The following is a 23,367-nucleotide window of genomic DNA, read 5'->3' on the forward strand; positions in this document are numbered from 1 at the left end:
CACCCGCCGGCGTGGCGGAACCTTATTGCGCGGCCGCTGCAGTCAGTTTGGCCAGTGCCCCGCGCATCTTTTCGATGACCGGCGCGTCAGAGACACCATTGAGATCCTCCAAGGTCTCTTTCGGGTCTTCATAGGCCAACCAGACCTGCCCGTCGGCGTCCTCGTAAGCCTGAACCTTCAGCGGCAGGAACAGCCCGGCGCGCGGGTCGATCTGCATGGCGGGTGTACCAAGTGCAGGGTTGCCGAAGATCAGCACCTGATTGGCCGGGATCGGTGTACCCACCTTCTCGGCGCCGGCGGCATGGTCGACGCGGGCAAAGACGGTCGCGCCTGCATTGCCGACGGCAGCCTCGAGCGCGTCCAGCGCCTCGGCCACGGATTTATTTGTTTCAACTTTGATGATGTCGTCTGCCATGGCGGACAGTGCCCCTCCGAATGTAAGTATTGAAGCAAGAATAAGATGTCGCATCTCGATAATCCTTTTCATGAATTTCATCCCTAATTTCCACGGCTTCGCGGCAGATCACAATCACAAGTCTGGCATCGGCGGGGCTTTGCCGTTAGAGGTGCGCCAACAAAGGACTTCGACATGCTGAAAACACGCATCATTCCCTGTCTGGACGTCGCTGATGGCCGCGTGGTCAAGGGCGTCAATTTTGTTGGCCTGCGTGATGCGGGCGACCCGGTGGAATCGGCCAAGGCTTACGATGAGGCTGGCGCGGATGAGATCTGTTTTCTGGACATTCACGCCACCCATGAAAACCGAGGCACCATGTTCGATGTGGTCCAGCGCACGGCAGAACAATGCTTTGTCCCCCTGACCGTAGGCGGCGGCGTGCGCACCAAGGATGACGTGCGCGCCCTGCTGTTGGCAGGGGCGGACAAGGTCAGCTTCAACTCGGCCGCTGTGGCCAACCCCGACGTGATCGCCGAGTCGGCAGATCAGTTCGGCAGCCAGTGCATTGTCTGCGCCATCGACGCCAAGACTGTCAGTCCTGGCAAATGGGAGATTTTCACCCATGGCGGCCGCAAGCCCACCGGTATCGACGCAGTCGAGTTTGCCAAAACCGTCGTTGCCAAAGGTGCCGGTGAAATCCTGCTGACCTCGATGGATCGCGACGGCACCAAGGCGGGGTTTAACCTGCCTCTGACCCGCGCCATTTCCGACGCGGTGGACGTGCCGGTAATCGCCTCGGGCGGGGTCGGCAATCTGGACCATCTGGTAGAAGGCGTCACAGAAGGCCGGGCCAGCGCGGTTCTTGCGGCCTCTATCTTCCATTTCGGCGAATACACTATCCGCGAGGCCAAAGAGCATATGGCCGCCGCCGGCATCCCCATGAGGCTGACATGAGTATCCTGCACGATCTGGCCGCCACGATCGACTCGCGCAAGGGGGCGGACCCCGACAGCAGCTGGACGGCCAAGCTGTTGTCCAAAGGCCCCGAGAAATGCGCCGAGAAATTCGGCGAAGAGGCCGTTGAAGCCATCATCGAAGCGGTCAAGAACGACAAAGCCGGGCTGACAGCCGAGGCAGCGGATGTGCTGTATCACCTGCTGGTCATGTTGGCCGCGCGCGATGTGGCGCTGGATGATGTGTTGGCCGAACTGGCCCGCCGTCAAGGTATCAGCGGCATCTCCGAAAAAGCTGCAAGGCCAAAGGGCTAGGCTTTCGCCGACGTGCCTTTATGATCGGGTTTCAACACCGAACGGATCAAAGGGCCCGCAGATGATCAAAACCTTGGCCACCCTATTGGCCCTTGTGGCGCTGACTGCTTGTGCCAGCCCTCCGCCCCAGACCGGGGACGAGGTGCAACGTCTGGCCACCGAAATCCGCAATCTGGGGCCCGGCGTTGATCCATCCGAGGCCGACCGCGCCGCACGTATCACCTATGCCTATACCGCGCAGCTGGCGCAGGAATACCAGATCACCGATCCCCCGCTGATCCACAATGCCAAGGTCAACAAGGGCCTAAGGCCGCGCGGACTGTGCTGGCACTGGGCCGAGGATATCGAGCAGCGTCTGAACCAAGAGGGTTTCAAAACCCTCAAGATGCACCGGGCCATCGCCAATGCGGATAACCCGCTGCGAATTGACCACAGTACCGCGATTATCAGTCGTTTAGAGGATGGGATGCAGGACGGAATCATTCTGGACCCCTGGCGGTACGGCGGAACTCTTTTTTGGTCACCCTTCAGCGAGGACACCCGATATGACTGGGTCCCGCGCGAGGTTGTGTTGGCACAAAGGCGTATCGAACAATACGGCGAGCTCCTCGCGTATACAGGCGAATAGCTTATAGCTTGGACGAGATCACCCCGGTCGCGAACCCACCCATGCGCAGCTCGCCGAAAAGGCGCTGATATTCGATCTTGGGACAGCGATTCATCACCACATCAACACCCCGCGTCTGCGCCTTTGCTGCAGCGTCGGCATGTTCAACCCCGATCTGCATCCAAATGGTTCCCAATTCCGGAAACGCATCCAGTGCTTGATCAACGATCGGAGGGACAGCCTCGGACCGTCGAAAAATATCAACCATATCGACCGATTCCCGAACATCTGACAAAGACGCCCGAACCTTGGTGCCAAACAGCTCTTTTCCCGCATGCCCAGGATTGACCGGGATAACCGTGTACCCCTTGAGCGATAAGTAGCGCGCAACATAATAGCTGGGCCGGACCGGGTTCATCGAAACACCAACCACGGCCACAGTTTTCGTGCGCTTAAGGATGTTCGACAGAAATGCGTCTGTGTATTCAGTCATGCCGCCACCCTATGCGCAGTCCATCAAAGAAAAAAGCGCCCAGGTGATAACCCGGGCGCAAGGTGTTGGAACGAGGGACAGTGAAATGACCCGCGGCAGTTCCGTTCCGCGGTCACTGTGACATTTAAGCATGTCCCGGTTAAAAAAAAGAGGGGGCGCGCATTTTTGTGATGACAGATCACGAAAAGCGGAAATTCGCCTAGTTTTCGAAAAGGATAACAGGCCAGTTTGCCTCGGCCATTCGAATAAATCCGCTAGTATCCTGTTCCCACATACGCTCGATCGCTGGCGAGTGCGTCAGGTAAAGGCGTCCATCGATCACCTGCCACAGGTTCGGGTCTGTACTGACCAATTCCCCCTGAGCCATTGCATAAGCGCAGTACCCTCCGAACTGAGGCGCGTACGCACGCGGGTTCATTTCGAACGCATCACGGTTTTCAGGTGTCGCAAAGTGCCACTCGGCCCCTTTCCACACCACAGAATACTCTGGGCGGCCACGAACAGGGGCATCGCCGTTGAAATACGACACCGCATCGTACCCAGCCATAGCTGCGCCATCCGTCTTGTAAAACACGGGTAAGTGCTGCGCGAACGCAGCAGGAGCAAGCATAGAGGCGGCTATCGCGCCCAATAGGAAACGTCGGTTCATCTTCATGATGTCTTCATTAGGAAGTCAGAGTATCAAGATGCAATTGATTAACGCCGCTGAAACCCCAATTAACGCGGATGTGATCGCGCGTGGGTGAATAAACGCCCTAGTCGAAAATATCCTCGATCACATCCCATGCTTCGTCGAACACGCGTGAAAAGACGCTCTTTTTCTTCTTCTTTTTGGTCTTTCGCTGTTTTTCGATTCGGCGGTCCGGCTTTATGTCGGACAGCTTGCGCTTCGGCACCATTTTGAGGTCGTGCAACGGTGCGCCGCAGCTTGAACAGCTTAGCTCGTGGCGTTGCTTACCTTTCAGGACCAGCGCAGCTCGGGTGCCGCAATAGCAGCAGGTGACAATTTTCGAAGGGGTGGAAATGGCGCTCTCCTGTCTATCTATGCCTTGAAGCATATAGGGCAATTGCGGCCGCATTTGAGACATTCAGCGATCCAAAGCCGCCTGCCGCGTCAATTTTCACCAAGTGGTCAACGGTTTCCTTGGTTTTCTGCCTCAACCCCGGCCCCTCGGCCCCAAGCACCAAGGCGACCGGTTGGTCGAACTTGCCATCCAGCGTCGTCTCAATCGTCTGCTCGGCCTCACCGTCCAGGCCCAGGACCAGAAAACCCATATTCTGCAGCTCAACGATTGTATCGGCCAAGTTGCGCATGCGCAGGTAAGGTTGCCGCTCTAGCGCTCCACTGGCCGTTTTGGCCAAGGCACCGGTTTCCGGCGCCGAATGGTGACGGGTGCCGATGACCGCACTGGCCCCCAGAACCTCGGCCGAGCGGAGAATCGCCCCGACATTATGCGGGTCGGTCACACGGTCCAGCAGGATGACACGCGGATGTTCACGCCCGATACAGTTTTCGGCCAGTCCGCCCCAATCCAACGGCTTTACCTCAAGCGCGGCCCCCTGATGCACCGAGCCGGGGTCAATCGGAGCCGTGAACTTTCGCGGATCAACCATTTCAGCCTCGATCCCTGCAAATTCAATGGCTTCGTTCAGCTTGTCGCGGGCATTCCGGGTCACGATCAGGCGCAATTTCTGCCGTTTGGGGTTCATCAGGGCATCGCGCACTGCGTGCAGGCCGAACAACCATACAGTTTCAGAAGCGGCCGCCTTGCGCGCCTGTTCCTTTTCAACGACCCACTTGGGTTTCTTCATTTCTTGGGCCTCCTGGCCGGGAATTCGGTTTCCTGCGCCAAAGCAGTATTTTCCTGTTGACGCTCGTTTAAGGCGCTAGTAATCACGCCTCCACGTCAGGTGCAACGCCTGACAGTGGGCGACAGGCCGCAAGGTGTGGCAGGGGACTGTAACTCCCTCGCGGAGACGCACGCCTGGTTCGATTCCAGGGTCGCCCACCATCTTCCTCAGATGGTAAAAAAGCGCAACAGGTTGCGTAATGTGCAGCGCATCAACTTCGTTCGCGAAATTGAATCTCTGGGTGACGTCGCGAGTTTTCATATTAAAAAAACGCCCTTGGCATACCAAAGGCGTTGTTTTTTACGATGAAAGAGCCCGCGTTACGCAGCAGCTGCTCGTTGCGCTGTGATACGGTCAAACCATTCTAGAATGGCATCGCGTTTCGGCGTGATTTCTTCTGCTGCGCCGCCCGTGAACTCTTGGAACTTTTCCATGTTCAGACCGTTCACGCCAACCAAAACAGGGATGTCCTGCGCCAATGCTTCGGCGATCAATGGGCGAAACCCGCGCCCGTCAGCCTCATGTTTGCCGAACTTGTTGACGATCAACAATTGCGGCTTGTCGGCAAGCGAAGCGGTCACATACCCCACAGCCTGTTCCAGCGCGGCTGGGTCCAACCGGCATCCTCGGGATTGCGTACCCAGTGACTGCGAGATGCGGATGGTGTCACCTTCGGGCAGAACGCGCACGTCCATATCGCATTTGGTGCTGTCAACGCATTCAGTGTTGGTTTGCACAACGCCTGCAAGCCGAGCGCCAGATTTCAACAGTTGTTCAGCAGCTGCGGCCAGCAAAAGATCGGTCGCGCCACGGTCGGTGGTGGTTACATAGCCCAGGTACATTCAGAGACCCTCGTCGTAAAACTGTGACATTTCAGATAGCACGCAAGATACGCTCCGGCCACTCCTTTACCCTAAGGTAAAGGAGAAAGCCCGATCACAGCTGCGTGCAGGTGAAGCAGAACCGCATATGCGGCAAGTGAAACCAGCCAGACCCAAAGGGGTGGCCAGGGATGCGGGGCGCGCAGGGAAAAGCGCGCGGTGTTACGGGACAGGCGAATCCATTCGATACCCATCTCGCGGGATTTGCGTTGGTCAATCAGGGCCATTCCCATCGTCGCGAACCCGGCAAACAAGCCAAACAGGATCACGTGCGAAAGGCTGCCATTGGCCAGCAGATGCGCGATGGCCCACAACATCAGCGCCGCCAGCACCGGATGTCGAGTGGCGCGAAGGAGGCCTGGCTTTTCCGGATCGAACGGGCGTCGACCCAATCCACCGAATGAGAACGGATTCTGTATCGCCACACCGGCGGTGGCCAGCCACAAGGCGATGGGCATGACCAACAATGGCACCCAGCGGAAAACAGGCCAAGGTGGGATGACCTCGACATAGGGCGCACGACTTGCCGCGACAATCAGCCAGCCCAGAACCAGCAATGACAAAGCCGAATAAGCTGCGAAATATCCCTTGCGCCCCAACGCTGTGATCAACTGCCCACGCAAGGCGGGACTCGCCGGAATAGCGTGCGTCAGCATGAATGTGATCAGCGCTGCAAGGAATAGTACCCAACCAGTCATCAGAGTCTCCGAACGTGTTGCGCCCGGTTTAGCCCTGTGGGTTGGGACCGTCTTTGTTCGAAATCAAATCAGGCGGGGCGGTCGCGCCGCCCCTGCCCTGAGTTACAGGCCCAGTGCTTTGCGGCGTTCCTCGGCAAAGCCCTGCACCATGCGGTCGGCGATCAGTGCCAGAATGGCCATCGCCGCGCCGGCCGAGATACCAAGCCCCACATCCGCCTGCCCCAGCGCCAGATAGATCGACTGGCCCAGACCGGTGGTGCCGATCAGCGCCGCGATCACCAGCATCGCAAAGGCATAGAGGATGGTCTGGTTCAGCCCCAGCAGGATAGTCGGCGCGGCATAGGGCGCGCGCACGTCGCGCATGATCTGCCACTCGGTCGCGCCGCTAGAGATTGCAGCCTCCATCATTTCCTCGGGTGTGTTTACCAGACCATGGCGGGTGTACCGGATCATCGGCACGATCGCATAGGCGCAGATCGCCAGAAACGCCGAGAACTCGCCGATCTGGAACACCATCAGCACCGGGATCAGGAACACGAACAGAGGGATCGTCTGCAGCATGTCACAGATCGGGCGGACGATTTTCCAGACAGGCGTCCAAACCGCACTAGCCAGACCGATCAGCCCGCCGACCACGGCACAGGAAAACACCGCCGCGCCGCTGAGGTAGAGCGACAGCAAGGCGCGCTCCCAAAGGCCCGAGACGAGAATGGTGCAAAGCAGTCCCACCGACAGCGCCGCCAGTCGCCACCCCCCCGCCACATAGCTGAGCGCAGCGGCACCAGTCAGGACAAACGGCCATGGCAGATTTGCAATGCCAGTTTCCAACATGCCGATCAGGATCAGTAAAACCAGCCCTCCGGTCAGATGCCCGCGCCATGCCATCAGCGCCGCGACGACGGCAGCCGCAGCGAACAGGCCGTAGCTCATGCCCGGTGTCCACTGAAAGCCCCACGTGAACGGCAGTACCGCTTGGTCGAGACCAATCCGCAATGGCAGCAGCACGTAGAACAGCGAGTTGTTCTTGAGCGCATCCAGCCACAGGCCGTTGGCCTGTGTAAAGGCGGTCAGACCGCTGTCGATGGCCCCGGCCAGCGGGTCCAGTAGGGTGAGTTCAGAGGGGTTCGGCAGCCACAGCCAGAAGGCCGCGGTGAACAGCACGGTAAAGCCCAGAACCGCCCAGACGACACGCTGGTCATAGCTCTTGCGTTCTGTAGCTAGCGTTCCGCTCATCCGGTCAATGACGACGGCAAACACCACGATCACAAGACCGGCCATCAGGGATTCGCCAAACTGCGCCTTGCGCATGGTCAGCAGAACCTCCCAGCCGATATCGTTGAAGCCACCGATTACGGCCGCAATGATCACCATCGACAAAGCCGCCATAAGGCATTGATTCACGCCGACCATAATCTGGGTCGCGGCCGCTGGGATTTCCACCTGAAACAGTTGCTGGAACCGCGTACCACCGGACATGATGGCGGCCTCTTTGATCTCGGGCTCGACCCGCTCCAGCCCCAGCATCACATTGCGTGCCATGGGCGGTGCCGCGTAGATGGCCGAGGCGATCAGACCCACCACCGGGCCAAAACCAAAGAGCAGCAGCAAGGGCGTCAGATAAGCAAAGGTTGGCACAGTCTGCATGACGTCCAGCACGGCCTGAACAAAGTTTTTCACGCGAGGGATCTCATTGGCCAGAATGCCGATTCCTCCACCCACAACCAGCGCCACAGGGACCGAAACGGCCACCAGCGCCAGAGTGTTCATGCTTTCAGCCCAATAACCCGAGGCCAGCACGAAGCTGAGGCCGAATAACCCCAGCGCGGCCATTGGCAGCCCGCCCAGATACCAGCCCAGCGCGGTGACAAACCCGATCAGGATCGGCCATGGCGTATTTGCCAGAACGAAATTCGCCGCATCCATCGGATAGGTCATCAGGTCAGAAAACAATCGCATCGCCGGTTTGATGCCGTTCAGGAACCAGTCGAGGAAAGCTCCGACCCACTGCGTCGCAGGCAACTCCCAAGCGGCGGGCCATTTGACCAGCCACGGGGCAATACCCTCAAGCGCCAGACACAGCGCGCCGACGACAACAGTAATCAGTGCCGCTTTGGCTCCGATCGTCAGGCGCGTCTGTGCAGGGATGTCCGTGATCGCTGTCATGTCTCATCCACCTGCAGCGCCGCTGCCAGATCGGACGGGTGAACCGTGCCGACGATATTGCCCGCCTCATCCCGCACGGGCACGGGTTCGTACAGCTCCATGCAATGCGCCAGCGCGGCATCCAATGTCATACTGGTCGTCAGGCCGGGATCGTCTGGGCCACGCTCAGATTCGTCGCGCATGACCGAGGCGACCTTGGCGTGCTGCCCCTTAGCGACGTCTTTCGAGAATTCGCGCACATAGTCATCGACCGGCCGCAGCACGATATCGGTGGGCGTGCCGATCTGCACGATCTTGCCGTCGCGCATGATGGCAATGCGGTCGGCCAGTTTCAGCGCCTCTTGAATGTCGTGGGTAATGAAGACAATGGATTTCTTCAACGTCGCCTGAATGCGCAGGAATTCGTCCTGCAACTGACGACGGATCAGGGGATCGAGGGCCGAGAACGGCTCATCCAAAAACCAGATGTCGGGGTTTACGGCAAGACTGCGGGCGATTCCCACACGTTGCCGCTGACCGCCCGAAAGCTGCCGAGGGAAGCTGTCTTCGCGCCCCTCAAGACCGACCAATGAGATCACCTCTTGCGCGCGGGCCAGACGTTCCTTTTTGCCAACACCCTGCACGCGCAGAGGATAGGCTACGTTTTCGGCGACGGTCATATGCGGGAAAAGGCCGAAATGCTGAAACACCATGCCCAGCTTTTTGCGGCGCAGGTCGGTCAGTACCTTCTTCGAAGCTCCAATGACGTTCTCACCATCCACGCGGATTTCCCCGCCCGTGCCGGGCAGCAGCTGCGAGATGCAGCGGATCAACGTCGATTTGCCCGAGCCCGACAGGCCCATGATAACGAAAAGCTCGCCCTCTTTGACCTCGAAATTGGCGTCCTGCACGGCAGGGATGAACCCGCGTTCGCGCAGATCGGAGGCGGCTTTGTCCGGGTCACTCCCTGACCGAGACAGCGCGTCGGTCAGGGCCTTGTCTGCACCGGGGCCAAAGACCTGCCAGAGATTCTGGCAGGCAATGGCTGGCGTTTTAGCTTGCGTCACTTAGGCTGGCTCACTGCGTTGCCGCGTCAACAACCGGACGCCACTTGCCTTCGTTTTCCGCCATCCAAGCAGCGACGACTTCCTCGACCTTGCCGCCATCGACGTCGATCGCGCCCATCATCGGCTGCTGATCTTCGACCGCCAGCTGATAGTTGGTCAGGATTTCATAAGCTGCGGGCCATTTGTCTTCCATGCCGCTCCAGCTTGCCTTGAAGATACGCGAGGGCGAAAAGTCGCAATCATTCACCGCGTTGGGGTTGGGGCCCCATGCGGGATCGTTGAAACAGGCCTCTTCGCCAACAGGCAGGTCAACGAATTGCACGTCATAGGCCGACATCGCCCAATGCGGTTGCCAGAAGGTAATCAGCAGCGGTGATTTACGCTCGGTCGAGGCACGCAGCTCGGCGATCAACGCACCTTCTGAACCAGCGGGCACGGCTTTGAACGGAAGTTCTAGACCGGTCATGCGGTCCGCGCCAGGAGTCCCCCAATCCGCCGGGTAATCGACCAAACGACCACCGGGCAGCGTTTCAGCCGTTGCGAAAACCTGCGCGCAGTCTTTCAGAGCTTCCCATGCGGGCAGTCCCGGGCACAGTTCGGCCACGTGGGCAGGATAGGCGATGCCTTCCTTGGCGTTCAGGCCCAGATCACCGATTTCCACAACGGTGCCTTCGTCTACCTTCTTGGCATATTCGTCGGAAACGTTCGACGACCAGATTTCAAGCGTCGCATCGATATCGCCATCGGCCAGTGCCTGGAACTGGTTCATCATGCCAGCCGTGACATATTCCACGTTGTACCCTGCGGCTTTCAGCATCTCACCGGCCACATGGGTGGTCACATGCTGACCAGTCCACTCGTTGATCGCCAATTTGATCGGTTCATCCACGGCGCCCATATCGGCCGCAAAAGCCGAGCCCGCAACGGTCATCGCCAAAAGGCTTACACTGAGTTTTTTCATCGACATTCTCCCTGTCTTTTTTGCTTCGCCCGCCCCGGCACAAGCACGCGCCTCGGGGGCTGTCTTACGACATTACCATGCCGCAACATGCACAATTAAAGCCGGAAAGGGAAAGCAAACAGTTGGGTCCAGCGCGGAAATCATACGCTCGACCGACCTAAATGTCCCCCGCCTGCCGGCATGCACCGAAAGCCCGCCCCCACATGTTTTCACATTTCGCTGGGTTCGGACATTGATTGACCAGTCAATCACAAACCAGAATCACCTGATTTGTCGAGTGTTTCTTTCCAATTTCCCAACTTTTTCCCCGAAACGTTTAGGCCTTGCCCTGCATTCGGGGCCTTGAAACCCCGGGCCTGACAAGCAACGCTGATCAGAAAAGGACACCGCTATGCACCATTTTGATGATATCTTTCGGATGGCCGCCAACCGACATGGCGGCGCCGACGCCCTGAATTCGCAGCTCGAGACACCCAAATCCCCTGAAGAACTGGCGGATCTGCCAGAAGACCGCTGGCTATCGGTGATGACCAAATGCATATTTCAGGCCGGTTTCAGTTGGAAAGTGATCGAGTCCAAATGGGACGGGTTTGAGGCTGCGTTCGACGGTTTTGACGTGGGCCGATGCGCCTTCATGAACGACGAAAAGTTCGACTCCCTCCTGCAAGATACCCGAATCGTGCGCAACGGCACCAAGATCGCCGCCGTACGTGACAACGCAGCCTTTCTGCTGGAACTGCGTGAAGAAGGTGGTGCAGGCCGGGTGTTGGGTGGCTGGCCTTCGACCGACTTTGTCGGTCTGCTTGAGATGCTGCGTAAGCGTGGTGCGCGCTTGGGTGGTACCTCGGCGCAGATCGCAATGCGCTTTGCAGGCCGTGACAGCTTCATTCTCTCGCAGGATGTTACAGCACGGTTGATTGCCGAAGGCGTCGTAGACAAAGCGCCGACCTCAAAGAAAGCCATGAACGCTGTGCAGGCTGCTTTTAATACGTGGATGGATCAATCCGGGCGTTCGCTCACGGAAATCAGCCGCGTTCTGGCTATGAGCATTTGAAAACAGGTTGCAGGTTGAAGGTCAGGGATTAAGGTCGGAACATGTTGCGCCTCATTTTGATGACGTCTTTGTTGTTTCTTTACTCGTGCGGCCGTCCCCTTACGGAAAACGAGGTCGCCTTTGCAAGCGCTGTTCAGGGCAACACGCTGGACCTAAAGAACGTTCGTTTGGTCGAAGGCGCCCCGGTCGTGCCGATCACCTTTTATCGCAAAGACCGTCCGCGTCTGGCCTGCCGCGAGCGCATCCTGCCGCCAACCAAAGAAGGCGTGGTCACTGCAAAACCTGCCGCCGTCGCGTTGTTTAACAAAGTCTACTTCACGAAAGACTGGTACCTCGAGGATTATATGTCCGAGTTTCCGGAACAGATGGACCTGATCGCCGCCATGTTGCTGGCCCATGAATTGACCCACGTGTGGCAGTGGCAGAACCGGGAAACCACGGGCTATCACCCATTGCGTGCAGCGGCCGAGCATGGGGGCAATACGGATCCTTATCAATTTGATCTGACGACCTCGCCCGATTTCCTGTCCTACGGGTTCGAGCAGCAGGGCGCCATTGTCGAGGAATACATCTGCTGTCGTGCACTGGATCCGACAGCACCGCGCACTCAACGGCTGCATGAAATGCTGGGACAGCACTTTGACCTAGCAGCGCTACCCGGCGAACGCCGCGAACGGGACGTGGTGATCCCTTGGGCCGATGCTGAGGTCGAGGAAATTTGCCGTTAAGGCTATTTCGCTTGCAACGTTTGCAGGTACGCCACTAAGTCCACAATTGGCTGGCTTGTTAGAATTGGCTGCCCTTGAGGTGTTTTCATCGAAGTATCCTGACCATCGAAATATGGCCCGTAGACCGGCATAGGGCTGCCGTGACTGACCAAGGGATCGCGCCCGTCAATCCGCGCGACAACACGTGCGACCGGGAAAGTGCCATCCGCGCTGGCCAATGTGGTCAAATCTGTCGGCTGGATCACCAGCACCCCGGCCATAGGACCCTGCCCGGTAGCATCAATGCCGTGGCACGTCGCGCAATAGTGCTGGTACAGTTTCGCACCCTCTTGCACATCCTGCGCTATGGCCTGAGACCCCATTGCTAACCCTATCGAAACAAGCCCGAGTACCCGTCTGATCATCGCATCCTCCTGTCACGACTGACATTTGCAGACTTGCTCGTTGGGCAGCATGGCGCAATGATCCAGATCAACGCAACCAAAGGATACGGGCCATGACGCAATATGCAGCCATCATGTTGGCCGCCGGAATCGGAGTTCCCATCCTCGCCGCATTGAACGCGGCTTTGGGCAAGATGATCGGTTCCCCTACGACCGCCGCAGTGGTTCTGTTCGCCATCGCCTTTGCATCTTCGGCGGTCGTCATGGTGCTATTTCCGGGGTTCGGAGCCTTATCGAAAATCGCCGGGGCACCAAGACACCTGCTGCTTGCGGGTGTGCTTATCGCCTTCTACGTTCTGTCCATCACCCACGTCGCCCCGCATTTCGGTGTGGGCAACGCGGTGTTCTTCGTGTTGATCGGACAGTTGATCAGCGCCGCTGCCATAGACCATTTCGGCCTGTTCGGTGCGCAAGTCACGCCGCTGACATGGATACGCGCGGGCGGTATTGCCGTGATGGCCGCCGGGGTGGCGATCACTCAACTGGCTTAAGAACGCCCCCATCCAACCGCAGCTTGCGATCCATCCGCGCGGCCAGATCCATATTGTGCGTGGCGATCAGGGCCGAGAGCCCCTCGTCCCGCACCAATGCCATTAGCGCATCGAACACCTGATCCGAGGTCTCGGGGTCGAGATTGCCCGTCGGTTCATCCGCCAACAATACGCGCGGCGCGTTGGCTAGCGCGCGGCAAAAGGCGACCCGCTGTTGCTCGCCGCCAGACAGGGCCGCCGGGCGGTGATCCGCGCGCGCCGCAACACCGACGCGATCCAGCAGCGCCATCGCCCTGTCCTGTGCGGCTTTCTCAGAGACACCATTGGCCAGTTGCGGCAGGGTGATGTTCTCCAGCGCTGTGAACTCGGGCAGTAGATGGTGGAACTGATAGACAAAGCCCACATCCTGCCGCCGCAGGGCGGTGCGGGTGCGGTCACCTTTGCCCGCAATACTCTGCCCCGCGATCTCAACGGTGCCGCTATCGGGCGTGTCCAGCAGCCCGGCAATATGCAGCAGCGTCGACTTGCCCGCCCCCGAGGGCGCAACCAGTGCGACCGCCTCGCCCGCGCGCAATTCCAGATCGACGCCGCGCAGCACCTGCACCTCGCCCGGCGTTCCTTGCAGATAGGTTTTGGTCAGGCCATTCAGCCGCAATGTCACATCACTCATAGCGCAGCGCCTCGACCGGGTTCAGCCGCGCCGCGCGGCGGGCAGGGAAATAGGTGACAAAGAAGGACAAGCCCAGCGACAGCCCCACAGCTTTGAGCACATCGGACAGGTGCAATTCGGCTGGCAACGCATAGATGCCCCGGATCGACGGGTCCCAGACCCCGCCGCCCATGACAAAATTCACAAAGCTGAAGATCGGGTCGATATAGATCGCAAACAGGCAGCCCAGAACCACACCCATCGTGGTGCCGATAATGCCCGTAAATGACCCGCAGATGAAGAATACGCGCAAGACCGAGCCTTCGCTGAGGCCAATGGTGCGCAGGATGCCGATATCGCGCCCCTTGTTCTTGACCAGCATGATCAGCCCCGAGACGATGTTCATCGCTGCAATCAGTACAAGGATCGACAGGATGATGAACATCACATTGTCCTCAACCTCGAGCGCGCGCAGGAACCCGCCCGAAGCATCCTGCCAGGTCCAGATCTGACTGCGTTCGCCTGCTGCTTCCAGGATGGGGATCAGAATGGGTGTCAGATTTTCAGGTTCATCCACCATAACCTCGATCTCATCGGCCACACCTTCTCGATTAAAGAAGGTCTGCGCCTGTTCGAACGGCATGTAGACACGGGTGCGGTCGATGTCATAGCGCCCGGCCGAAAACACATAAACCACCCGATAGGCGCTGACGCGGGGCGAGGTGCCAAAAGCCGTCTTTACCCCGTTAGGCGAGGTCAGCTTGACTGTATCCCCTACTGTAGCGCCGATACTGCGCGCCACGCCCGAACCGATCGCAATAACGAATTCCTGGTTCTGGAATTCTGACAGATCGCCCACCGCCTGATCGCTTTCGGCGATGCCCGGCAGGTCCAACAAGTCGTCCGGCTGTATCCCAAAAACTTCGACACCGCTGCTGCGGTCGCGGTTGGTGATCAGCACTTGCCCCTTGACCAAAGGTGCCGCCCGTTGAACGCCCGGCACCTGCCCGATCCTGTCAGCCACCTGATCGTAGTTTTCAATGGTCCGATCTACGCGCCCCTGCGCATCAAAATTCCCAGCCGAATAAACCGTCACATGCGCGTTGGCCCCCAGAATGGTGCCGACAAACTCGGCACGGAACCCCGATCGAACAGCCAACGTGGCGATCAGAGCGAACACGGCCAAGGTGATCCCGATCAGCGAGATCCAGGTCATCACGCTGACGCCCCCCTCGGCGCGGCGCGCGCGTAGGTATCGCCAGGCGATTTTCCATTCAAAAGGTGCAAAGGGCGGGGGTGTTTTGGCCATGCCTGCTCCGGTGTTTTTGTTGGACGTGACCCTTTCGGCATTTGGCCGAATGGTCAAGCCGCGCGTTATCCCGACAGGGCTGCGGTTTGCTGCAAAACGGCCTCGGCCCGGTTCCGGTCGCAAATGCCGCGCGCCTCAAGCTCTTGAAAAACACGGTCGCGCAGATCCTGTGGCAGGTTCGCGATGGCACGGTTGTGCAACCCAAGCGTCAAACTGCGCGGGTCATCCAGCCGTCCCAGTAACTGCGTCAGCACCTCGGTCGAATAGGTGGGCCAGAGCCCGATGGCTGTAGACTCCGCTTCTTCGAACCATGGGGCGTAACCGTCGTGGGATTTCAGGCAAAACGCGTTGATCAGCATGAACTCTGAGGGCCGCCTGCGCGACGCGAACAAGGCCTGAACCGAGCCGTAGCGCGCGCTGATTTCATCCAGCAGAGACAGGACAAGCGACCGGCGCACCGGGTACGGCGTGGCAAAGGTTGTCGTCTTGATCTGCCCCGGATCAGACCGTGGCGCACCTAGGGCATCCAAACTTTCCAGCAGCCAGTTGCGATGGAAATCACTTTCAATGTCAATGAACGGGATGCGCGCCGCGCCACCGGGCGTAAAAAACTCAGCCTCATCAAACTGGCGCAGAAACAGGTTCTTGGTGTCCAGAATGACCATATTCTCAGAGGCTGCGACCCGCGCCGCGCCCAGTTTCAGAATCTGTTGATTGCGGTAGCCATTGTTGCCACGCCACCCGCCCTTGCGGATCAGCGGAATGCGAAAGCGGTTCTCGATCAGCACACGATCCAGCGCCGGGCGTCGCGCACAATGACCCTCACCTAGTAGAACATCGTCCCCACTGAGGACGCGCACCTTGTCTTGCAGTGCTCCGTAGGCAGGTAGAATCGGCTCGATCCGCCGCCGCAACGTACCTTCATCAACGTCGTTCATGATCACATGGATCGACCCAACCTGCGCCGGATCAACAAACCGGGCGAAGGAAAGGGCCTGAAGTTCCAGCAAAGGAAAGTCCCTGGAATATACAACCGTTGCGAAACTCAGCACAGCGCGGACCTTTTTGCGTTTTTCCGCTCATGTAGCAGCATTTGCCGACCTGTCCAAGCGAACCACACCACGAATCAGTCGTCGGTTCCGGCAAACCGCTATTCGAGGTAAGGATGATTTAGTCGAACCTCTCAAAACCAAAGGTTGTGATATCGTTCACAGACCAGCGGCGACTGTTTCAGCTATGTAGTCAATGCCGGGTTCGCGTGATTGACTGAACTTAAAATGCAACATTTTCGTTGGAATAATATTTCGCTTTTTGATTATTTTTCGAAACTTTGTCACCCTGACTTTGGGGGAATACAATTTTTAGAGCGGGGGTCGCTCATGAGTATTCGACTAAACAAAGAAAAAGCGGGCGCGATTTCGGCCCGGCAGGCATCGACACAACTGGATTGCGAAACAGCGGCATTGCTGAGGGCCGCGATACGTCCTTTGTTTGCCAGTGCGGCCAATTGGAATGGCCTTACAGACATCCTGAAAGACAAAGGCTACCAGCTTGCCTTCCGGCAAGGACGCCTGTGCATTACCGACATCGCAACGGCAAAGCGGGTGTGTGGGCTGAGGTTCCTGGGGTTGGAGTTCCGCGACCTGGTGCAGCGTATGGGGCGTCCCATCGTTGTGGCTCGCGACAGCGAAACCGGTGATCTTTTGGCTTCGCGCCCGTCTGTGGGTAACGCCTAAAAGCTGCGCCAAAACTGAACTGAGCGCCGCGTGCACTTCCACAAACTGTGGCGCGCCGCCGCTTTGATACCGGTGCAAGTGCCAGGTTGCAGCATCAGCCCAAGGACCAGTTTCGCGGGCATGTGTCCGCGATGGTAGAACCGACAGAAGTCATCTTCGGTCAAACCATCTGCGGCCTTCAGCTTATCGTAGTATTTCATCCAAACGCGCGCATAGTCCCGCGCCGTCAGATCCGTATCACTGCTTGCACCGCGCCCCCAGAACATCGAAATCGGCTCGTCCATACGTTCGCCCTGATACCCGGCAGATATCATGCGCAGCATCAGGTCATAATCAGCCGCCACGCGAAATTGCGGATCATGGCCGCCCAGCGCCTTGAACACGTCGCTTCGGATCAGGACCGAGTTGTGACAGAACGGCATACGCTGAAGGATCGCAGTCAGAGACATGCGTTTTTCGCGACTCTCTGTCCCATCCTCGAACCGGCGCAATGTAGACCCGTACAGGAAGTCGGGCCGGGTTGCGGTCAAACGGTCAGCCGCCGTGTTCAGGATGTCATCCGAAGCGAGCGAGTCATCCGAGTTCAGGAACAAAAGGTATTGACCACGCGCGGCCCCCGCCCCCTTGTTCATCGCATCATAGAGGTTGCGGTCCGGTTCGCTGATCACGCGAGTCTGTTCTGAATTGGCAGTGACGTCCTGAAGAAACGGAACGGTGCCATCCGTTGAGGCACCGTCCTGAATAATATGCTCGGCCCTCAAGCAGTTCTGGCGGGCCATGCACGCGATTACCTCGCGAAAGCTATCCTGCCGCCCTTGGGACAGCAGGTTATGCGTCGCCGTGACAACCGAGATCAGCGGCGCGTCGGTGTCAGCCGATTTGCTCATAGATCTCGGCGATCTTAGTGACGGCGGCCTCGGGGCTGAGTTCCTCGCTCTCGCCAGTGCGGCGGCAGGTCAGTTCGACCACACCGTTTTTCAACCCGCGCGGGCCAACGGTGATGCGCCAGGGCAAACCGATCAGGTCCATGGTGGCAAACTTGCCTCCTGCCCGCTCGTTGCGGTCATCATAGAGCGGCTCCAGCCCCAGCGCAGTCAGCGCACCGTAGAGTTTGTCACAGGCCGCATCTGCCTCTTCATCGCCCTGCTTCAGGTTCACGATGCCGCAATGGAACGGGGTTACGCCTTCGGGCCAGATGATGCCCTTATCGTCATGGCTGGCTTCTATGATGGCGCCGATCAGGCGGCTGACGCCGATGCCGTGGCTGCCCATGTGCACGGGCGTCGGCTTGCCATCGGGGCCTTGGACAGTTGCGCCCATGGCCTCGGAATATTTGGTACCGAAATAGAAGATCTGCCCCACTTCGATCCCGCGCGCCACGCGGCGACGATCCTCGGGCACTTGATTGAACAGCGCCTCGTCATGGGTTTCGTCGGTGCGGGCATATCTCGAAGTAAACTCCTCGAGGATCGCCTGACATTGCGCGCGGTCGTCATAGTCGATCTGACGGTCGCCGAAGCTCAGGTCGGTGACGGCGCTGTCATAGAAGACCTCGGATTCACCCGTATCGGCCAGCACAAGGAATTCATGCGTGTCATCGCCACCGATGGGGCCGGAATCGGCGCGCATCGGGATGGCTTGCAGGCCCATACGTTCATAGGTACGCAGGTAACTGACCAGATGGCGGTTATAAGCGTGCAGCGCGTCTTCTTTGGTCAGGTCGAAGTTATACCCGTCCTTCATATAGAACTCGCGCCCCCGCATCACGCCGAAACGCGGGCGGATTTCGTCGCGGAACTTCCACTGGATCTGATAGAGAGTCAGCGGCAGGTCTTTGTAGCTGTTGACGTGACCGCGGAAGATATCCGTTACCAGTTCCTCGGCGGTCGGTGTGAACAGCATATCGCGGTCATGCCGGTCCTTCATCCGCAGCATTTCCTGACCGTAATCGTCGTAACGCCCGGATTCGCGCCACAGGTCCGCCGATTGGATGATCGGCATCTGGATCGCAATGTGGCCCGCGCGCGCCTGTTCCTCGTGGATGATGTTTTCCAGCTTGCGCAGAACTTTGAAGCCCATCGGCAGCCACGAATAAATCCCGGCAGAGGCCTGCTTGATCATCCCCGCGCGCAGCATCAGCCGGTGGCTGACGATCTGAGCCTCGGAGGGGTTTTCCTTGAGAACGGGCAGAAAGTAACGGCTCAGGCGCATGGGAGGACCTTCAAAGGTGAGAATTTCGCTGCAAGGTGATTATGCCAAAGCCTCGCCGGGGGCAATCACGCAATGGCGTTTTTGCGACCCCCGGCCCGTCGCATTTTTTTATTGACCCACCAGTCAGGAACCTCAAATGTGCCAGGAATGTAAAAACATGAGGCCCCGATGCAGACAATCTCGGAACCCGCCCGTCAAATTCCTGTTGTTCACCAGACGGATGTTCTGGTCGTAGGCTCTGGCCCCGCCGGGCTGGCCGCCGCTTTGGCCGCCGCGCGCGCTGGGGCCGAGGTGTCACTGGTTGATCGCTTCGGCTGTATGGGCGGCAATATCACCGCCGTGGGGGTCGAAGGGTTCGCATGGTATCGCCACGAACAAACGGTCGAGGCAGGCGGCATCGGCATGGAGTTCGAGACCCGCGCCAAGGACATGGGCGCGGCGGTGCCCGAAAGCCAGTCGCTGAGTTATGAGCTGGACAGCGAGGGGTTCAAACTGGTGGCTGACAAGCTGGTGCAGGAGGCCGGCGTGCATCCGATGCTGCACCGTCAGTTCGTGGCCCCGATCAAGGACGGCAACCGGATCACCGGCATCATCACCGAATCCAAAGCCGGGCGCGAGGCGATTCTGGCCCGCGTGGTGATCGACGCCACCGGCGACGCAGATGTCGCCCACCGCGCCGGTGCCCCGACCCACAAAACCGCGCGCGAGGATATGATGGCGGCCTCGGTCATGTTTCATCTGGCCGGTGTCGACAAGCGCGCGTTCATGGAGGGCGTCAAGGCCGACCCGCAAACCTACAAGGACTGGGGCGGCGGCGGTGAGTGGAATATCGAGACCTCGGGGAAAGAGGACGACATGTTCTCGCCCTTCGTTCACAAGCCCTTCCAACAGGCGATTGATGCAGGGATGATCCCGCCGCACCTGAACACCATCGCGGGTACATGGGGCGCGATGCATGACACCGGTGAGCTGACCTATATGAACCTCATCCATCTGGCCGAGATTGACGGCACCGATCCCGACAGCTTGACGCGGGGCGAGATCGAGGGCCGCCGTCAGTCGATGCTGGCCATTGAGGCGCTGCGGCGCTTCATGCCGGGCTGCGAAAACGCGCGGCTGCGGAATTTCGGAATGACCATCGGCATCCGCGATACCCGCAAGATCGACGCGGTCTACAACATGACCGAGGATGACGCCCGCCATCAGGGCCGGTTCGAAGATACGATCGGCATCTACCCCGAATTCATCGACGGGTACGGCATCCTGATCCTACCCACCACGGGGCGGTATATGCAGGTGCCCTATCGCTCAATGCTCCCCAAGGGAATCAAGGGCTTGCTGGTCGCGGGCCGCTCCCACGGAGCCGACAAAGTGGCCCACGCCGCCACACGCAACATGGCCTGCTGCGCTGTCATGGGCCAAGGCGCAGGCATCGCCGCTGCGCTGTCGCTGAAAAGCAATCAGGAAGTCGACACGATGAATCTCGCCCCCGTCCACAAAGAACTCGACCGTCAGGGCGTGCGGATTCACTGATGCAGCATATCCCGACCATCGACATTGCACCTCTGCGCGATCCTGCGCACCCGGACTACGCCCGCACCGTCCAGCAGATCATGGGCGCCTGCACCGATATCGGCTTTCTGTCGATCACCGGTACGGGTATTGCCCCCGAGACGGTCGACGCCGTGCGCGCCTGCGTACGCGATATCTTTGCGGTCGAAGAAAGCGCCAAATGGGATCAGGCTATCACGCGCGAGAACTACCGTGGATACATCCCGATGGGGTTCTTTACCCCGAATGACGGATCGGGAAAGGCCGACAAATACGAAGGCTACAAGCTGCACTTTGACGTGGCCCCCGATGCACCGATCCGGCGGGACTGCGCACTTTATGGCCCGAACCTCTGGCCAAGGGGCGTGGATGGCGCGCGTGACACGATACTGGGCTATTGGTCGCGACTGGACACGGTGGCAGATCAGTTGCTGGGCGCGCTTGAGGCCGGGTTGACCCTGCCCGCTCGCACCTTGCGTGACGCATTTGTCGATCCGATGACCAACATGACCCTGCTGCACTATCCTCCGCAGGCACCGGATGAGGGTGGATATGGTATCCACCCGCACAAGGATACTGACGCCCTGACCATCATCGCCCCCGACCCCGTCGGCGGGCTGGAGGTTCAGACCCACGAAGGCGGCTGGATCACGCCGGACTGCCCGCCGGGCGGGTTTGTCGTGAATATCGGTGACATGCTAGAGCTTTGGTCCGGTGGACGCCTGAAATCTACGCCACACCGGGTTGTCAACCGATCTGGGCAAGAGCGCTATTCCTTCCCATATTTCGCTGTACCTCGTCATGATGTTGTTGTGCGTCCGCTGCTGGAGCCTTTGGACGGGTTCGACCGCCCTTCGGTCCATTGCGGCCATTGGTCGGCCGAGATATGGCGCACCAACTGGCCAGATGAACATGCCGATGAGGCGACGCCGGAACTGGGAACGCTTGCCGATTGAGGGGCAGAAATCCACAGCCCCATGAACCGCTTGCATCGCCGCGCCGCATACGCCAAGAACATATGCAAGAACCGGCAACAAGGGGACGGGCATGGCGCTGCCAGTGAAGGACCAACTCAGATACTGGGGCATTGCCGCTGTTGTCTTCGTGTTCCTGATGTGGGCGCTAGGCGATGTGCTTTTGCCTTTCGTAATTGGCGGTGCAATTGCCTATTTTCTTGACCCGGTTGCCGACCGGCTGGAAAATCTGGGGCTGTCACGCATGGCGGCAACCGCGATAATAACCGTTGTCGGAGTTCTGGGCTTTGTCCTGATGATCCTGATGGTCGTGCCCGCGCTGGTCACGCAGCTTATCGACCTTGTCGAGTTTATGCCCAGCCTGATCAAACAGCTGCGCGGGTTTGTCGAGCAACAATTCCCCTCGCTGCTGGACCGCGAATCCAGCTCGCACCAATTCCTTGTCTCGCTGGGCGAGACGCTGCAATCCAAAACCGGGGATGTGCTGCAATCGGTGGCGGCCTCGCTGGGATCCGCGATCAATGTGGTGGTACTGCTTGTGATCGTCCCAGTTGTCGCTGTCTATCTGCTGTTGGACTGGGACCGTATGATCGCCCGTGTCGGAGAGCTGTTGCCCCGCGACCACGCCCCCACCATAAAGCGCCTGGCCAGCGAGATTGACGCCGTTTTGGCCTCGTTCGTGCGCGGTATGGGGACGGTCTGCCTGATCCTTGGCACCTATTATGCCGTGGCGCTGATGGCGGTGGGCCTGCAGTTTGGCCTGATCGTGGGTTTTATCGCCGGGCTCGTGACCTTCATCCCCTATCTGGGCGCACTGATCGGTGGATCTCTGGCAATCGGGCTGGCCCTGTTTCAGTTCTGGGGCGACTGGGCGCAGATCGGGCTGGTCGCCGGGATCTTCGCGCTGGGACAAGTGACCGAGGGCAATTTCCTGACCCCCAAGCTGGTTGGCAGTTCGGTAGGTTTGCACCCGGTCTGGCTTTTGCTGGCGTTATCGGTATTTGGCGCCATGTTCGGATTTGTCGGGATGCTGGTGGCGGTTCCGGTCGCGGCGGCACTGGGTGTTGTGGCCCGGTTCATGACTTCGCTTTATCTGGACAGCCGCTTGTATACGGGCCTTGAAGGGCTTCAACAGGACGACGAATAAATGCCCCGCCAACTGAGCTTTGACCTGCCGGCCAAAACCGCCTTGGGCCGCGAGGATTTCTTTGTCTCGCCTGCCAATGCGCTGGCGGTGGCGATGATTTCAGCGACCTCGTGGCCCGGCAACAAACTGGTGCTAAGCGGCCCGGCGGGCGCGGGAAAGACTCACCTGGCCCATGTCTGGGCAGCTGAAACCGGAGGCCGGATTATTCAGGCCCGTGATCTGCGCTATGACGATGTACCCGCTCTGGCCAGCACGCCGATTGCTGTGGAAGACGTGCCGATGATCGCCGGTGATCCCGACCTCCAAAAGACGTTGTTCCATTTGCACAACTTGACGCTGGCGGAAGGCAACGCTCTGTTGATGACAGGGCGCATGGCTCCGAAGTTCTGGGAACTGCCGCTGCCTGACCTTCAAAGCCGGATCGAGGGGGCACACCATGTAGCACTGGACCCGCCAGACGACGCCCTTTTGGGGGCGGTTCTGGCTAAACTGTTTCTGGACCGACAGCTAAACCCGGGCCCCGAGGTGATATCCTACCTCGTGAAACACATGGATCGTAGATTCGAGACCGCCGCAAATGTTGTTGCGCAGTTGGATTTGGTGGCTTTGGCTGAAAAACGTGACATCACCCGCTCGCTGGCTGTGCGTGTCCTGAACTCGGACGTGGGTGATGTCGCATCTGACGATTGACCCAAACCCGACGATTTCG

At 59.0% G+C, this 23,367-nt stretch carries 26 protein-coding genes, 1 tRNA gene and 1 pseudogene; 12 read left to right on the plus strand and 16 right to left on the minus strand.

Annotation, left to right across the window (positions count from 1 at the left end; translation table 11 throughout):
- Positions 1 to 22 precede the first annotated feature (22 nt).
- Positions 23 to 415 (minus strand): DUF302 domain-containing protein, encoded by a 393-nt coding sequence (locus ACR3EG_RS14260; RefSeq protein ID WP_480496962.1) that lies wholly within the window; start codon positions 413 to 415, stop codon positions 23 to 25.
- A 174-nt stretch (positions 416 to 589) separates the two neighbouring features.
- On the opposite strand from ACR3EG_RS14260, the gene hisF reads away from it, so the two are divergent.
- From hisF to ACR3EG_RS14275, 3 genes are all read left to right on the plus strand, one after another.
- Positions 590 to 1,351 carry an imidazole glycerol phosphate synthase subunit HisF gene (gene hisF / locus ACR3EG_RS14265; protein ID WP_480496904.1) on the plus strand — a complete coding sequence of 254 codons (762 nt, stop codon included), beginning with the start codon at positions 590 to 592 and terminating at the stop codon, positions 1,349 to 1,351.
- Positions 1,348 to 1,665, plus strand: a complete 318-nt coding sequence (locus ACR3EG_RS14270; protein WP_170352529.1) for a phosphoribosyl-ATP diphosphatase — start codon at positions 1,348 to 1,350, stop codon at positions 1,663 to 1,665. Before hisF ends, ACR3EG_RS14270 begins: the two co-directional genes overlap by 4 nt.
- Positions 1,666 to 1,726: 61 nt before the next feature.
- A complete protein-coding gene (locus ACR3EG_RS14275) occupies positions 1,727 to 2,293 on the plus strand; it encodes a hypothetical protein (RefSeq protein ID WP_480496903.1) in 567 nt (188 codons plus the stop codon).
- A gap of 1 nt (position 2,294) precedes the next feature.
- On the opposite strand, the gene ACR3EG_RS14280 is transcribed toward ACR3EG_RS14275, so the two are convergent.
- The 4 genes from ACR3EG_RS14280 to rlmB form a co-directional block, all read right to left on the minus strand.
- On the minus strand, positions 2,295 to 2,765 hold the full coding sequence (locus tag ACR3EG_RS14280; RefSeq protein ID WP_209195069.1) for a CoA-binding protein: 471 nt from the start codon (positions 2,763 to 2,765) through the stop codon (positions 2,295 to 2,297).
- Positions 2,766 to 2,964: 199 nt separating this feature from the next.
- Positions 2,965 to 3,414: a YHS domain-containing (seleno)protein gene (locus ACR3EG_RS14285; RefSeq protein ID WP_480496902.1), complete on the minus strand. Its 450-nt coding sequence runs from the start codon at positions 3,412 to 3,414 to the stop codon at positions 2,965 to 2,967.
- 106 nt (positions 3,415 to 3,520) lie between these two features.
- On the minus strand, positions 3,521 to 3,823 hold the full coding sequence (locus tag ACR3EG_RS14290) for a hypothetical protein (RefSeq protein ID WP_480496961.1): 303 nt from the start codon (positions 3,821 to 3,823) through the stop codon (positions 3,521 to 3,523).
- Positions 3,804 to 4,577, minus strand: coding sequence for a 23S rRNA (guanosine(2251)-2'-O)-methyltransferase RlmB (gene rlmB / locus ACR3EG_RS14295; RefSeq protein WP_480496901.1), 774 nt, complete (start codon positions 4,575 to 4,577; stop codon positions 3,804 to 3,806). Before rlmB ends, ACR3EG_RS14290 begins: the two co-directional genes overlap by 20 nt.
- Positions 4,578 to 4,693: 116 nt before the next feature.
- Here rlmB and ACR3EG_RS14300 point away from each other — a divergent pair.
- A tRNA-Tyr gene (locus ACR3EG_RS14300) sits at positions 4,694 to 4,777 on the plus strand.
- Between the two features lie 159 nt (positions 4,778 to 4,936).
- Here ACR3EG_RS14300 and ACR3EG_RS14305 read toward each other — a convergent pair.
- The 5 genes from ACR3EG_RS14305 to ACR3EG_RS14325 all read right to left on the minus strand — a co-directional run bounded on the left by ACR3EG_RS14305 (position 4,937) and on the right by ACR3EG_RS14325 (position 10,365).
- Positions 4,937 to 5,458, minus strand: a complete 522-nt coding sequence (locus tag ACR3EG_RS14305) for a DUF2478 domain-containing protein (RefSeq protein WP_209195067.1) — start codon at positions 5,456 to 5,458, stop codon at positions 4,937 to 4,939.
- Between the two features lie 71 nt (positions 5,459 to 5,529).
- Complete coding sequence (locus ACR3EG_RS14310; protein WP_480496900.1) at positions 5,530 to 6,195, minus strand: NnrU family protein; 666 nt, start codon at positions 6,193 to 6,195, stop codon at positions 5,530 to 5,532.
- Between the two features lie 102 nt (positions 6,196 to 6,297).
- Positions 6,298 to 8,358 (minus strand): ABC transporter permease, encoded by a 2,061-nt coding sequence (locus tag ACR3EG_RS14315; RefSeq protein WP_480496899.1) that lies wholly within the window; start codon positions 8,356 to 8,358, stop codon positions 6,298 to 6,300.
- Positions 8,355 to 9,404: a quaternary amine ABC transporter ATP-binding protein gene (locus ACR3EG_RS14320; RefSeq protein ID WP_480496898.1), complete on the minus strand. Its 1,050-nt coding sequence runs from the start codon at positions 9,402 to 9,404 to the stop codon at positions 8,355 to 8,357. The genes ACR3EG_RS14315 and ACR3EG_RS14320 overlap by 4 nt, the downstream gene beginning before the upstream one ends.
- A 10-nt stretch (positions 9,405 to 9,414) precedes the next feature.
- Entirely contained in the window at positions 9,415 to 10,365 is a 951-nt protein-coding gene (locus tag ACR3EG_RS14325) for an ABC transporter substrate-binding protein (RefSeq protein WP_209195063.1), read from the minus strand.
- A 391-nt stretch (positions 10,366 to 10,756) separates the two neighbouring features.
- Between ACR3EG_RS14325 and ACR3EG_RS14330 the strand changes: the two genes are divergently transcribed.
- Both ACR3EG_RS14330 and ACR3EG_RS14335 read left to right on the plus strand, forming a co-directional pair.
- The gene (locus tag ACR3EG_RS14330; protein WP_480496897.1) at positions 10,757 to 11,419 is read left to right on the plus strand and encodes a DNA-3-methyladenine glycosylase I; all 663 of its coding nucleotides are present in this window, start codon (positions 10,757 to 10,759) and stop codon (positions 11,417 to 11,419) included.
- Positions 11,420 to 11,460: 41 nt separating this feature from the next.
- The gene (locus tag ACR3EG_RS14335) at positions 11,461 to 12,147 is read left to right on the plus strand and encodes a hypothetical protein (protein ID WP_480496896.1); all 687 of its coding nucleotides are present in this window, start codon (positions 11,461 to 11,463) and stop codon (positions 12,145 to 12,147) included.
- A 2-nt stretch (positions 12,148 to 12,149) separates the two neighbouring features.
- Here the strand turns inward: ACR3EG_RS14335 and ACR3EG_RS14340 are convergent, their stop codons facing one another.
- Entirely contained in the window at positions 12,150 to 12,551 is a 402-nt protein-coding gene (locus ACR3EG_RS14340) for a c-type cytochrome (RefSeq protein ID WP_480496895.1), read from the minus strand.
- Positions 12,552 to 12,643: 92 nt separating this feature from the next.
- Between ACR3EG_RS14340 and ACR3EG_RS14345 the strand changes: the two genes are divergently transcribed.
- A complete protein-coding gene (locus ACR3EG_RS14345) occupies positions 12,644 to 13,081 on the plus strand; it encodes a DMT family transporter (protein ID WP_170352507.1) in 438 nt (145 codons plus the stop codon).
- Here the strand turns inward: ACR3EG_RS14345 and ACR3EG_RS14350 are convergent.
- The 3 genes and pseudogenes from ACR3EG_RS14350 to ACR3EG_RS14360 form a co-directional block, all read right to left on the minus strand.
- Complete coding sequence (locus ACR3EG_RS14350; protein WP_480496894.1) at positions 13,065 to 13,751, minus strand: ABC transporter ATP-binding protein; 687 nt, start codon at positions 13,749 to 13,751, stop codon at positions 13,065 to 13,067. The genes ACR3EG_RS14345 and ACR3EG_RS14350 overlap by 17 nt on opposite strands.
- Entirely contained in the window at positions 13,744 to 15,039 is a 1,296-nt protein-coding gene (locus ACR3EG_RS14355) for a lipoprotein-releasing ABC transporter permease subunit (RefSeq protein WP_480496893.1), read from the minus strand. Before ACR3EG_RS14355 ends, ACR3EG_RS14350 begins: the two co-directional genes overlap by 8 nt.
- Positions 15,040 to 15,104: 65 nt before the next feature.
- Positions 15,105 to 16,094, minus strand: a pseudogene (locus tag ACR3EG_RS14360) (DUF6492 family protein); the annotation flags it as partial.
- A 324-nt stretch (positions 16,095 to 16,418) separates the two neighbouring features.
- Here ACR3EG_RS14360 and ACR3EG_RS14365 point away from each other — a divergent pair.
- Positions 16,419 to 16,775: a hypothetical protein gene (locus ACR3EG_RS14365; RefSeq protein ID WP_480496892.1), complete on the plus strand. Its 357-nt coding sequence runs from the start codon at positions 16,419 to 16,421 to the stop codon at positions 16,773 to 16,775.
- On the opposite strand, the gene ACR3EG_RS14370 is transcribed toward ACR3EG_RS14365, so the two are convergent.
- A complete protein-coding gene (locus ACR3EG_RS14370) occupies positions 16,772 to 17,662 on the minus strand; it encodes a glycosyltransferase family 2 protein (protein ID WP_480496891.1) in 891 nt (296 codons plus the stop codon). The two genes, ACR3EG_RS14365 and ACR3EG_RS14370, sit on opposite strands and share 4 nt — an antisense overlap.
- On the minus strand, positions 17,646 to 18,986 hold the full coding sequence (proS, locus tag ACR3EG_RS14375; RefSeq protein ID WP_480496890.1) for a proline--tRNA ligase: 1,341 nt from the start codon (positions 18,984 to 18,986) through the stop codon (positions 17,646 to 17,648). Before proS ends, ACR3EG_RS14370 begins: the two co-directional genes overlap by 17 nt.
- Positions 18,987 to 19,154: 168 nt before the next feature.
- On the opposite strand from proS, the gene ACR3EG_RS14380 reads away from it, so the two are divergent.
- From ACR3EG_RS14380 to ACR3EG_RS14395, 4 genes are all read left to right on the plus strand, one after another.
- The gene (locus ACR3EG_RS14380) at positions 19,155 to 20,519 is read left to right on the plus strand and encodes an FAD-dependent oxidoreductase (protein ID WP_480496889.1); all 1,365 of its coding nucleotides are present in this window, start codon (positions 19,155 to 19,157) and stop codon (positions 20,517 to 20,519) included.
- Positions 20,519 to 21,493 (plus strand): isopenicillin N synthase family dioxygenase, encoded by a 975-nt coding sequence (locus tag ACR3EG_RS14385; protein WP_480496888.1) that lies wholly within the window; start codon positions 20,519 to 20,521, stop codon positions 21,491 to 21,493. Before ACR3EG_RS14380 ends, ACR3EG_RS14385 begins: the two co-directional genes overlap by 1 nt.
- Positions 21,494 to 21,584: 91 nt before the next feature.
- The gene (locus ACR3EG_RS14390) at positions 21,585 to 22,658 is read left to right on the plus strand and encodes an AI-2E family transporter (protein ID WP_170352498.1); all 1,074 of its coding nucleotides are present in this window, start codon (positions 21,585 to 21,587) and stop codon (positions 22,656 to 22,658) included.
- On the plus strand, positions 22,659 to 23,348 hold the full coding sequence (locus ACR3EG_RS14395; protein ID WP_209195052.1) for a P-loop NTPase family protein: 690 nt from the start codon (positions 22,659 to 22,661) through the stop codon (positions 23,346 to 23,348).
- Positions 23,349 to 23,367 lie beyond the last annotated feature (19 nt).

This window comes from Ruegeria sp. AM7, from assembly GCF_056535965.1.